Origin of the sequence: uncultured Intestinimonas sp. (genome assembly GCF_944387725.1) — a bacterium.
Taxonomy (GTDB): Bacteria; Bacillota; Clostridia; order Oscillospirales; family Oscillospiraceae; genus Intestinimonas.
The window spans coordinates 1-12304 of record NZ_CALXGA010000065.1; the positions used below are offsets into that span (position 1 = coordinate 1).

Consider the following 12304-nt stretch of genomic DNA (forward strand, 5'->3'; position numbering starts at 1 on the left):
TTCAAGGAGGCCAGCAAGATGGCCCCCTGCATCATCTTCATCGACGAGATTGACACCATCGGCAAGTCCCGGGACAACCGCCTGGGGGGCAACGACGAGCGGGAGCAGACCCTCAACCAGCTCCTGGCCGAGCTGGACGGCTTCGACCCCAGCAAGGGCGTGATTGTCCTGGGGGCCACCAACCGGCCCGAGGTCCTGGACCAGGCCCTGCTGCGGCCCGGCCGCTTCGACCGGCGCATCATCATCGACCGGCCCAACCTGGCCGGGCGGCTGGCCACCCTACAGGTCCACACCCGGAACATCCGCCTGGCCGAGGACGTGGACCTGAAGAAGATCGCCCTGGCCACCGCCGGCACCGTAGGGGCCGACCTGGCCAACCTGGTGAACGAGGCCGCCCTCCGGGCCGTCCGTATGGGCCGGAAGGCTGTGAACCAGGCCGACCTCCTAGCCGCCTTCGAGCTGGTCATCGCCGGCACGGAGAAGAAGGGCAGCGTCCTCACCGAGTACGAGAAAAAGCTGGTGGCCTACCACGAAGTGGGCCACGCCATGGTCTCCTTCAAACAGAAGCACACCCAGCCGGTGCAGAAGATTACCATCGTCCCCCACACTGTGGGCTCCCTGGGCTACACCCTGCTGATGCCCGAGGAGGACAAGACCGAGCTGCGCACCAAGGATGAGCTCATGGCTGAAATCTCCATCTCCATGGGCGGCCGGGCCGCCGAGGAGGTGGTCATGGGGGTCCAGACCAACGGGGCCTCCCAGGATATCCAGCAGGCCACCCAGGTGGCCCGGAGCATGGTGGCCATGTACGGCATGAGCGACCGCATCGGCATGATGGCCCTGGCCTCCAAGCAGTCCCAGTACCTGGACAACGGTTACGGACTGGACTGTGCCCAGGAGACCGCCGCCGCCATGGATGAGGAGGTCCGAAAGCTCCTGGCCGAGTGCTACAGCCGGGCGGTGCAGATCCTCCAGGACAACCGGGAGGCCATGGACAAGGTGGTGGAGTACCTCCTCCAGAAGGAGACCATCACCGGCGCCGAGATGATGGCCATTCTGGAGGGCCGGGACCCCGCCACCGCCGACAGCGAGCTCCCCGAAGGGAATACGCCCCCCGCCTCCCAGCCTCCCGCCGGCTCCCAGGGAGACGAGCCCCCGGCCAAGAAGATCTATATCTTCAACAGCCAGGAGGGGCAGGGAGAGACTCAGCCTCCCCAGGAGGACGGCTCCAGCGGGCAGGACGATGACCAGTTTTAAAAACCAGACGCACAGCCGCCGGTGGGCCTCCCTGGGGAAGTCCACCGGCGGCTGCGATAGGGCGGACTTCCGCAGAACTGCCCCGTAAAAGCCGGAGGGGCCCGGAACAGGAGGCGCGGCATGACCTATCTCACACAGCTCCCCTCCCCCTTGGGGACCCTCACCCTGGCCAGCGACGGGGAGGCCCTCACCGGACTGTGGCTGGAGGGACAGAAGTACTTCCGAAACGGCTGTCCCCCGGACCCGGTCCGCCGGGAGGCCCTGCCGGTCTTCCGGCAGGCGGAGGACTGGCTCCGGCGCTACTTCGCCGGGGCGCGTCCCGGGCCGGAGGCGCTGCCCCTGCGGCCGCAGGGGAGCCCCTTCCAGCAGACGGTGTGGGGGCTCCTGAAGGGGATCCCCTATGGGACGGTGACCACCTACAAGGCCCTGGGGGAGCGGACCGCCGCCGCTCTGGGCCGGGAGCGTACACCGGCCCGGGCTGTGGGCGGGGCGGTGGCCCGCAACCCCATCTCCCTTGTCATCCCCTGCCACCGGGTAGTGGGGGCGGACGGCAGCCTCACCGGCTACGCCGGGGGCCTGGATCGGAAGGTTTGGCTTCTGGCCCTGGAGGGGGTGGCGCTCTCGGGGGCGGCGGTGCTCCGGCGGAGCGCCACCTGAGCCTTACGGCGCGCGCCCGGCCCTCCTCCAGGGCAGAGATGTTGAAGCGCAAAATGCGCCCCCGCAGGTCCCTGTGGACCTGCGGGGGCGCACGGCGTTTCTGGTCTGGTCAAACCGAGTGCTTTACCCGGTCGTGCTCCTCGGCCCGCTTGGCGTTGTTGAAGCGGTCCAGGGCGCCCACCAGGTAGCCGGTGATGCGGCGGATGCGCTCAAAGGGGACGCCGGCGGCCTCGGTGCGGCCGCAGCCGGGGCACTGGTCCCCGATAATCCCGGAAAAACCGCACACCGGGTCCCGGTCCACCGGATGGTTGACGCTGCCGTAGCCGATCCCCTGCTCCTTCATGTCCCGGATGACCCGCTCGAAGGCCTCCAGGTTTTCGCTGGGGTCGCCGTCCATTTCCACATAGCTGATGTGTCCGGCGTTGGTCAGAGCATGGTATGGGGCCTCGATGACGATCTTGTCGTGGGCCGAGATGGGGAAGTACACCGGCACATGGAAGGAGTTGGTGTAATAGTCCCGGTCGGTGATGCCCTCCAAAACCCCATACTTCTCCCGGTCCATGCGGACAAAGCGGCCGGAGAGGCCCTCCGCCGGGGTGGCCAGCAGGGAGAAGTTGAGGCCCCGCCGTGCGCTCTCGGCATCCATGCGGGAGCGCATGTGGCCGGTGATCTCCAGCCCCAGGACTCTGGCCTTCTGGCTCTCGCCGTGGTGGGCCCCCACCAGGCTCTTGAGGGTCTCGGCCAGGCCGATGAAGCCCACCGAGAGGGTGCCGTGCTTTAGAACCTCCCGGACCTCGTCGTCCCAATTCAGCTTGTCCGAATCCAGCCACACCCCCTGGCCCATGAGGAAGGGGTAGTTGTAGACGTGCTTGCGGCACTGAATCTCAAAGCGCTCCAAGAGCTGGTCCACGCACAGGTCCAGCATCCGGTCCAGGCCCTCGAAGAAGGCGTCCACATCCCCCCTGGCCTTGATGGCCAGCCGTGGGAGGTTGATGGTGGTGAAGGAGAGGTTCCCCCGGCCGTTGCAGATCTCCCGGTCCGGGTCGCAGACGTTGCCGATGACCCGGGTGCGGCAGCCCATGTAGGCGATCTCGGTCTCCGGGCGGCCGGGCCGGTAGTACTGGAGGTTAAAGGGGGCGTCCAGGAAGGAGAAGTTGGGGAAGAGCCGCTTGGCTGAGCAGCGAATGGCCAGCTGGAAGAGGTCGTAGTTGGGCTCCCCGGGGTTATAGTTGACCCCCTCCTTCACCCGGAAAATCTGGATGGGGAAGATGGGGGTCTCCCCGCCCCCCAGGCCGGCCTCGGTAGCCAGCAGGACGTTTTTCATCACCATGCGCCCCTCGGGAGAGGTGTCCATGCCGTAGTTGATGGAGGAGAAGGGGGTCTGGGCTCCGGCCCGGGAGTGCATGGTGTTCAGGTTGTGGATCAGGGCCTCCATGGCCTGATAGGCGGCCCGGTCGGTCTCCTTGACCGCCCGCCGGTGGGCGAAGGTCTGGGCCCGGCGCAGGTCCTCCTCCGTCCCGTAGGGGGCCAGCAGGGGGAGCTCAGCGGTGAAGTAGGCCCCGCAGTCGGCCAGGGTGGGACGCAGTCCGGCGTCCTGTTCCAGGGAGGCCGCCAGGGCCTTCAGCTCCCCCTCCGGGTCCTGGACGCCGCACAGGAGGGTCAGGGCCCGGGCCAGGTTCTGCCGGTAGAGCCGGGCAAAGGTCTTCCGCACCCCGTCGGCCATGCTGTAGTCGAAGTTCACGATGGACTGCCCGCCGTGCTGGTCGTTCTGGTTGGACTGGATGGCGATGCAGGCCAGAGCGGCATAGGAGGAGATGTCGTTGGGCTCCCGGAGGGCGCCGTGGCCGGTGGAGAAGCCGGCCCGGAAGAGCTTTTGGAGGTCGATCTGGCAGCAGGTGGTGGTGAGGGTGAGAAAGTCCAGGTCGTGGATGTGGATGTCCCCCTCCCGGTGGGCCCGGGCGTGCTCCGGGTTGAGCACGAACATATCGTAAAACTGCTTAGCCCCCTCCGAGCCGAACTTGAGCATGGCGCCCATGGCGGTGTCCCCGTCAATGTTGGCGTTCTCCCGCTTGAGGTCGCTGTCGGTGGCCTTGGAGAAGGTGATGTCCTCGTAGACCTTCATGAGCCGGGTGTTCATCTCCCGGACCTTGCTGCGCTCGTTGCGGTAGAGGATGTAGGCCTTGGCGGTCTGGATATAGCCGTTGTCCATCAGCACCCGCTCCACCAGGTCCTGGATGTGCTCCACCTCCGGCTGGGGCTCTCCCTCCAGCTCCAGGATGGAGACCACCTCCTCCGCCAGCTGGGCGGCGGTGTTCCCATAGCCGGGCTTGTAGGTGGCGTCGAATGCCTTGGCGATGGCCGAGGCGATCTTGATCTGGTCAAAGGGCGCCACGCGCCCGTCCCGCTTGCGGATGCTGGTCATGGTCATGTTCAAGTCCTCCCCCTGTGCCGCCCCGCCCGGCCCGGAGGGCGGCGGACGGGATGGACTCAGACACAATATCTTGTGTTCTTTTGCGGATATAACTCCTATATCATACACAATCTGGGGCAAACCGTCAAGGAAAACCCACGTCGAATTTCCAGCGTATTTTTTAGATAAGTTGCCAGTAGACACGATTTTCTCCGCAGTTCGCGCCCCCTCTTTTTCGGGGGATCTTCTCCTTGCCAGGGAGGGCGGCGGAGGAGAAGGTCCGGCAGTATTGGCAGCCATAACGTTCCGCCAGGCGCCGGTATTTTCTGGCGATTATCTTGCAGAGAAAGCGGCATCCTCCTGCAAAAGGGCCGGCCCGGTATCCTGTTGTGTCCATGTAAAGCGATACGGTTCGCTTCCGCCTGCCGGCCGGATAGAGGACCCCGGAAAAGGCGGTCTGGCCAAAAATCAATTTCCGCAGGGTACATGCAGTGACTGATTCGGCACCTGTTCCACACGGATTTCTTTGCAAATTATTTTTGCCGTCAAGACCGCCAAATCAATGGATACATGATAAAATCCTTTACACGCTTTGCTCTCGCTGAGGGCAATATCTTGCCCGTAATAGCCAAGCTGCGGCTTGCGCATATCGCGCACATGGTCGATGGTTCGCCAAACAGCATCCGTTTCATATGTAACCTGATAACACACCAAAAATGAAATTTTCCAGCTGGTATCGGCGTCGTTATAAATCAGTAACGTCACTTCATCTCCAAAAAAGCTGGAATAAAAATCCAGTATATTCGCATCCCAATACTCCGTCTGGTCAATCTCAGCCTGCATCGTCTCAAGCATAACAGATTCGCTCCTCATCGTTCTTGCCCGCCCCGTCCCGATTGGCAGGGACGGGGCGGCGTTTTAGTTCCGGCGCCTCCGGGCGGGCCGGTCCGCCTGGTTCTGGCAGAAGTCCAGGAGCCGGGGTCCGGCGGCCCGGCTCCGCTACGTCATGATTGTGTAAAAACACAGATTGACTCTTGTAATTTTGCCACCGCCTTGTTACTATTATGATATCCCGGCGCACAGACCGCAGGCGCCTGTAGATCCTCAAATCAAGAAAGGTGGAATCGCAGCAATGAAACGAAAGCCCCTGCTCCTGGCCTTGGCCATGGCCTTCGGCCTGGCCGCCCCCGCCGGAGCCGCCGAGGCGGCGGACGCCCAAATCGTAATCCTGCACACCAACGACGTCCACTGCCAGATCGACCCCGTTACCGACCCGGAGATCGGCTCCGTCACCAGCCTCGGCTACGCCGGCGTGGCCGCCTACAAGGCCGAAATGGAGGCCCAATACGGCGCGGAGAACGTCATCCTGGTGGACGCCGGCGACGCCATCCAGGGCGGCCCCGTGGGCACCCTGTCCCAGGGGTCCTACATCGTGGACATCATGAACCAGGTGGGCTACGACCTGGCCGTGCCCGGCAACCACGAGTTTGACTACGGCATGGACAACTTCCTGGACCTGGCCCGGAACCGGGCCCAGTACCCCTACCTCTGCGCCAACTTCACCGACCTGGAGGGCAATCCCATCCTGGACGCCTACACCCTGGTGGAGGCCGGCGGCGTCACCGTGGGCTTCGTGGGCATCGACACCCCCGAGTCCTTCACCAAATCCACCCCCACCTACTTCCAGGACGGAAACGGCAACTATATCTACAGCTTCTGCCAGGGCAACGACGGCCAGGACCTCTATGACGCCGTCCAGGCCGCCGTGGACGCCGCCACCGCCGCCGGGGCCGACTATGTGGTGGCCGTGGGACACCTGGGCAACGAGGGCTCCACCGATGTGTGGACCTCCACCGCCGTCATCGCCAACACCACCGGCATCGACCTCTTTATCGACGGCCACTCCCACGAGACCTATGACCAGGTGGTCCAGAACGCCGGCGGCGAGGACGTGATCCTTGCCCAAACCGGCACCAAGCTGGCCAGCCTGGGCAAGGTGACCATCGACACCGCCACCGGGGACATCACCGCCGGGCTGGTCAGCGGCTACGCCCAGCAGGACCCCGGCGCCGCCGCCTTTGTGGCCCAGATCAACGAGGCGTTTGCCGGGGTGCTCCAGGAGGTGGTGGCCCGGACCGACGTGGCCCTCACCACCCTGGACCCCGACACCGGCGAGCGGGCTGTCCGCAGCGCCGAGACCAACCTGGGCGACCTGTGCGCCGACGCCTACCGCACCCTCCTGGGGGCCGACGTGGCCTTCGTCAACGGCGGCGGTATCCGGGCCGACATCGCCGCCGGGGACATCACCTATGAGGATATCATCAACGTCCACCCCTTCGGCAACGAGGCCTGCCTGGTGGAGACCTCCGGCCAGGACCTCCTGGACGCCCTGGAGCTGGGGGCCCGCCTCTATCCCGAGGAGAACGGCGGCTTCCTCCAGGTCTCCGGCCTCACCTACACCATTGACGCCTCCGTCCCCTCCTCCGTGGTCCTCAGCGACGAGGGGGCCTTCGTGGAGGTGGCCGGGGCCTACCGGGTGAAGGACGTCGCCGTGAACGGCGCGCCCCTGGACCTGACGGCTACCTACACCCTGGCCTCCCACAACTACATGATTAAGAGCGGCGGAGACGGCTTCGTCATGTTTATGGACGACAACCTCCTCCAGGACTCCGTCCTCATCGACAACCAGGTCCTCATCAACTACATTGTGGACGAGCTGGGCGGCGTGGTCGGCGAGGAATACGCCGATCCCCGGGGCCAGGGCCGCATCACCGTGGTGAACGCCGCCGAGACCCCCGAAGAGACCCCCGAGGAAGCCCCCCAGGAGACCCCCGAGACCCCCAGCGGGTGGACCGACGTGGACCAGGGCGCCTGGTACGCCCAGGCCGTGAACTACGTCATCGCCAACGGCATCATGGGCTCCACCAGCGCCGGGGCCAACGTCTTCAGCCCCAACGGCGCCGTCACCCGGGCCACCGTCTTCCAGACCTTCTACAACATGGCCGGCCAGCCCGCTGTGGCTGAGGCCGCCAGCTTCCCCGACGCCGCCGGCGCCTGGTACGCCGCCTCCGCCGCCTGGGCCGAGGACGTGGGCCTCACCACCGGCGACGGCTCCGGCGCCTACGCCGGGGACCGGGCCGTCACCCGGGCCGAGCTGGCCACCATTGTGGTCCGCTTCGCCCAGTACCAGAACCGGACCCTCACCGCCGGGGACCTGAGCGCCTTTGCCGACGCCGGTCAGGTGGCCGCCTGGGCCGGCGAGGGCCTGTCCCTGGCCGTGGGCTCCGGCCTCCTCTCCGGCAAGTCCAGCGGCCTGCTGGACCCCAACGGCACCGCCGTCCGGGCCGAGCTGGCCACCATCCTCATGAACTACGCCGGCAGCGCCGCCCCCGAGGAGTCCCCCGTTGAGGAGGCCCAGGGCGTCCTCAGCGGCACGGTCACCGCTGTGAGCCGGTACGGCAACATCACCACCGACCTCTCCCTGGACGCCGTGGCCGCCGCCGGTTTCGAGGCCGGCGACCTCCTCACCGTCACCGTGGGGGAGACCACCCTGGAGGCCCCCTTCGGCGCCGCCTACAGCGACGTGGACACCGGCAGCGTGGTGGTCCTCCCCGACAGCGACGCCAACACCCTGGCCGCCGCCATCAACATGGGCAACTTCTCCGAGACCTACGGCGCGGTGGAGGGGACTGTCCTTACTTTCGCCATGGCGGAAAAGGCCGGCTACCTGGAGGAGTACCAGATCCGCAACATCGACGCCCTGCGGACCAACGACCGGGCCGACTACGCCTCCGACGAGGTCTTTGCCAACTTCCGCCCCATCGTCATGGGGGACATCGCCCAGGGGGTCCTCTACCGCTCCTCCAGCCCCGTGAACCCCGAGCTGGGCCGGAACACCTACGCCGACGCCCTGGCCCAGGCTGCCGGCATCCGCACCGTCCTCAACCTGGCCGACAGCCAGGCGGGCATGGAGGCCTATGAGGGCTATGCTGAGAGCAACTACGCCACCCTGAACGTCATCCCCCTGGAGATGGGGGTGGACTTCGCCGCCGGGGACTTCGCCGCCAAGCTCAAGACCGGCCTGGAGTTCCTGCTGGCCAACGAGGGCCCCTACCTCATCCACTGCAACGAGGGCAAGGACCGGGCCGGCTTCGTCTCCGCCGTCCTGGAGGCCCTGATGGGGGCCAGCCTGGACGAGATTGTGGCCGACTACATGACCTCCTATGTGAATTACTACCATGTGGAGGCGGGCTCCGAGCGCTACAATCGCATCGCCGAGAGCAACATCCTCTCTACCCTGCGGACCCTGGCCGGGCTGGAGGAAGGGGCCGATCTGGCCTCCGCCGACCTCCAGGCCGCCGCTGCGGCCTACCTCACCGACACCGTGGGCCTCTCCGCCCAGCAGGTGGAGGACCTCCAGGCCCTCCTCTCCGGCGCCGCCGGAGCCGAGGCCGCCGCCTGACCCCCTTCTGAAGCACCGTGCATCCCTTTGGCCCCCCCCTTCTGCCTGACAGCGCATCCAAACGCTGTGGGCGGAAGGGGGGCCTTTTTGCGCAAAAACGACCGGCAGAGGTTTCCCAGCCGCCCAGTCCGCCGATGCCGGCTTACGGTTGGGTTGGGGTCTGCACGCGCCGGGGGCGGCTCGCCTGGGAGACCCGGCCCCGGGCGATCTCCTGTAGGGCGGAGACCAGGGCGGCGGCCTCCTCCCGGGTATTCTCCGGAGAGAAGGAGACCCGCAGGGTCCCCAGCAGTTCCCACTTGGGCCGTCCGGTGGCGGCGAAGACGTAGCTGGGCTTCCCCCGGCGGCAGGCCGAGCCGGCCGAGACAAAAATATCCCGGTCGCTGAGCTCCCGCACCAGCATCTCGCTGGGATAGCCCGGCAGCGAGACGGCGCAGATGTGGGGGGCGTCCCCGGCGCTCACCACCACCGCCTGGGGCAGGGCGGCCTGGAGGGATTCCAGGAAGAACTGCTTGAGCGCTGTCATATGCGCCGTATGTTCCTCCCGGCGGTCCAGCCACGCCTGGCAGGCCGCCGCCAGGGCGGCGATCTGGGCGGTGGCCTCGGTGCCGGACCGGAGCCCTCCCTCCTGGCCCCCGCCCAGAAGCAGGGGCGGGAGCTTCCGGCCCGTTCGGACATAGAGGGCCCCCACGCCCTTGGGGGCCCCGACCTTGTGGCCGCTGAGGGTCAGCAGGTCCACCCCCAGCCCCTCCGGGGTAAAGGGGACCTTCAGAAAGCCCTGGACCGCGTCGGTGTGGACCAGGGCGGGACACCCGCTGCGCTGGACGGCCTCCGCCGCCTCCCGGACGGGGAGGAGGGTCCCCAGCTCGTTGTTCACCAGCATCATGGACACCAGCACCGTGTCCGGCCGCAGGGCCCCCTGCACCTGGGCGGGGGAGATGCGGCCGCTCCGGTCCGGGCGCAGGTAAGTCACCTCGTACCCCTGGGCGCTCAGGGCCCGGAGGGGCTCCAGCACGGCGGCGTGCTCAATGGCGGTGGTGACAATGTGTTTTCCCTTCCGCTTCCCCAGCTCCAGGGCAGCCCGGATGGCCCAGTTGTCCCCCTCGGTGCCGCAGGAGGTAAAGACCACCTCCTCCGCCTGGCAGCCCAGGGCCCGGGCCACCACAGCCCGGCCGGCCGCCAGCCGCTCCGCCGCCGCCCGCCCCAGGGCATACCGGCTGGAGGGGTTGCCGAAGTCCCGGGTCATCACCTCCAGGGCAGCCTGGGCCGCCTCGGGACACACCCGGGTGGTGGCCGCGTTGTCCAAGTAAATCATAAGTCCTTTCGCTCCTGTGTGCAAGATTGGCTTCATTGTACCCCCGGCCGGGGAAGGCGTCAAGGGCGGGACGGGCGCTTCCGCCTGACCGGGGCGCGATTTTTCTAAAAAGGCCCCACCAATTTGCGGGCATTTTGTTCCCCTCGTGGCTTGACAAGGCTTCGATGGAAAGATATACTGTATTCCGACAGAAATAGAAGGTTTTCTAAACGGGGCTGCGGCCCGGAAAGGAAGTTGAACTATGAGCGCAATCAAGCTGCGGGAGGGCGTCTGGTCGGTAGGGGTTCTGAACCCGTCCCTGCGGGTCTTCGACATTGTCATGACCTCCCCCTACGGCACCTCTTATAACGCCTACCTGGTGACGGGAGGGGAGAAGACCGCCCTCATTGAAACCGTCCACAAGGACTATTTTGACCAGCTGGTGGGCAACATCCAGGAAGTCCTTCCCCTGGAGAAGCTGGACTACCTCATCATGAACCACACCGAGCCCGACCACTCCGGCAGCGTCCGGGCCCTGCTGGAGCGCTGCCCCAACCTGAAGGTGATCTGCTCCAACCCGGCCAGGAAGTTCCTCAACGCCATTGCCAACGAGGATTTCCCCTGCCAGGTGGTGAAGGACGGGGACACCCTGGACCTGGGGGGCAAGACCCTCACCTTCCTCAGCGCCCCCCTGCTCCACTGGCCGGACACCATGTTTACCTGGGACCCGGCGGACCAGACCCTCTTTACCTGCGACTTCCTGGGGGCCCACTTCTGCGAGCCCACCATGGTGGACACCGGCATCCAGGCCGAGTATCGGGGGCGCTATGAGGCGGAGCTGAAGAACTACTTCGACTGCATCTTCGGGCCCTTCCACCCGGCGGTGCTGGCGGGCCTTGACAAGCTGCCGGCGGAGGCCCGGCTGGTCTGCACCAGCCACGGCCCCTGCCTTACCGCCGCCACCCTGGAGCGCGCCAAGGACTGCTACCGCCAGTGGGCCGCCCCCCAGCCCCGGAGCGCCGTCAAAACCGCCGCGGTGGTCTACTGCTCGGCCTATGGCTGCACCAAGGCCCTGGCGGAGGCCATGGCCGCCGCCCTTACGGAGGACGGCCTCCAGGTCACCGCCCACGATGTGGTCTTCGACGACCCCGCCGCCCTCACCGGCCTGGTGAACGACAGCGACGTGGTGCTCTTCGGCGCCCCCACCCTCAACCGCAACGCCCCCGAGGCCATTTGGGACGCCGTCCACGCCGTGGACGCCATCAACACCCGGGGCCGGGCCGCCGGAGCCTTCGGCTCCTTTGGCTGGACCGGGGAGGCCCCCGGAATGCTCCACGAGCAGCTCCGGCAGCTCAAGCTGGCGGTGCCCGCCGCCCCCTTTAAGGTCTGCTTCGTCCCCACCCAGGCCGACCTGGAGGCTGCGGCGGCCTGGGCCCGCTCCGTGGCCGCCCTGGCCAAGGGGCCGGAGGCCCCCGCTGCCCCCGCTCCCGCCAAGGCCAAGAAGTACGTCTGCTCCATCTGCGGCTATATCTACGACCCTGCGGCCGGGGACCCGGACCGGGGCGCTGCCCCCGGCACCCCCTTTGAGGCCCTTCCCGACGACTGGACCTGCCCTCTGTGCCGCATGGGCAAGGACAAGTTTGAGCCTGTGGACTGACGCAGGAGGAAATAAGCTGGACAGCCCTTTTGAAGCTGTCCAGCCTATTTTTTGCCCTATTTCGCAGCGGGCCCCCGGCCGGGGGCGGTCAGCTCTTGGGCTGCTTGCCGTCCTCCTCCAGCAGGACCTTGGCCGAGGCGCACAGGCCGGCCAGGGCCTGAATCTCGCTGGGAATGATGATCTTGGTGGCCTTGCCGTCGGCGGCGGCCTGGAATGCCTCCAGGGCCTTGAGCTTCACCACCGCCTCGCTGGCGTTGGCCTGGTTCAGGAGCTTGATGGCCTCAGCGGTGGCCTCCTGGACCTTGCGGATGGCCTCGGCCTCGCCCTCGGCCTTCAGGATGGAGGCCTGTTTGGCGGCGTCGGCCCGGAGGATCAGGGACTGCTTCTCTCCCTCGGCCACCAGGATCTGGCTCTCCTTCTGGCCCTGGGCCTGGAGGATGGCCTCCCGGCGCTCCCGCTCGGCCCGCATCTGCTTCTCCATGGAGTCCTGGATGTCCCGGGGCGGGATGATGTTCTTCAGCTCCACCCGGTTGACCTTGATGCCCCAGGGGTCGGTGGCCTCGTCCAGGA

At 66.6% G+C, this 12304-nt stretch carries 8 protein-coding genes; 4 read left to right on the plus strand and 4 right to left on the minus strand.

What is annotated here, in order from left to right; genetic code table 11:
- Both Q0K09_RS08845 and Q0K09_RS08850 read left to right on the plus strand, forming a co-directional pair.
- Positions 1–1257, plus strand: a 1257-nt coding sequence (locus Q0K09_RS08845; RefSeq protein ID WP_294475408.1) for an AAA family ATPase, incomplete at its 5' end; no start/stop codon positions are given.
- Positions 1258–1377: 120 nt separating this feature from the next.
- Positions 1378–1914: a methylated-DNA--[protein]-cysteine S-methyltransferase gene (locus Q0K09_RS08850; protein WP_294475409.1), complete on the plus strand. Its 537-nt coding sequence runs from the start codon at positions 1378–1380 to the stop codon at positions 1912–1914.
- A gap of 109 nt (positions 1915–2023) precedes the next feature.
- Here Q0K09_RS08850 and Q0K09_RS08855 read toward each other — a convergent pair whose 3' ends face one another.
- Together Q0K09_RS08855 and Q0K09_RS08860 are read right to left on the minus strand one after the other, a co-directional pair.
- Positions 2024–4342 (minus strand): anaerobic ribonucleoside triphosphate reductase, encoded by a 2319-nt coding sequence (locus tag Q0K09_RS08855; RefSeq protein ID WP_294475412.1) that lies wholly within the window; start codon positions 4340–4342, stop codon positions 2024–2026.
- Between the two features lie 450 nt (positions 4343–4792).
- Positions 4793–5179: a hypothetical protein gene (locus Q0K09_RS08860; protein ID WP_294475415.1), complete on the minus strand. Its 387-nt coding sequence runs from the start codon at positions 5177–5179 to the stop codon at positions 4793–4795.
- Between the two features lie 277 nt (positions 5180–5456).
- On the opposite strand from Q0K09_RS08860, the gene Q0K09_RS08865 reads away from it, so the two are divergent.
- Positions 5457–8786: a 5'-nucleotidase C-terminal domain-containing protein gene (locus tag Q0K09_RS08865; RefSeq protein ID WP_294475418.1), complete on the plus strand. Its 3330-nt coding sequence runs from the start codon at positions 5457–5459 to the stop codon at positions 8784–8786.
- A gap of 142 nt (positions 8787–8928) precedes the next feature.
- Here the strand turns inward: Q0K09_RS08865 and Q0K09_RS08870 are convergent, their stop codons facing one another.
- The gene (locus tag Q0K09_RS08870) at positions 8929–10098 is read right to left on the minus strand and encodes a cysteine desulfurase family protein (protein WP_294475420.1); all 1170 of its coding nucleotides are present in this window, start codon (positions 10096–10098) and stop codon (positions 8929–8931) included.
- 241 nt (positions 10099–10339) lie between these two features.
- On the opposite strand from Q0K09_RS08870, the gene rd reads away from it, so the two are divergent.
- Positions 10340–11734, plus strand: coding sequence for a rubredoxin (rd, locus tag Q0K09_RS08875; RefSeq protein WP_294475423.1), 1395 nt, complete (start codon positions 10340–10342; stop codon positions 11732–11734).
- 88 nt (positions 11735–11822) lie between these two features.
- Here rd and Q0K09_RS08880 read toward each other — a convergent pair.
- On the minus strand, positions 11823–12304 hold a 482-nt coding region (locus tag Q0K09_RS08880; RefSeq protein ID WP_294475425.1), incomplete at its 5' end, for an SPFH domain-containing protein.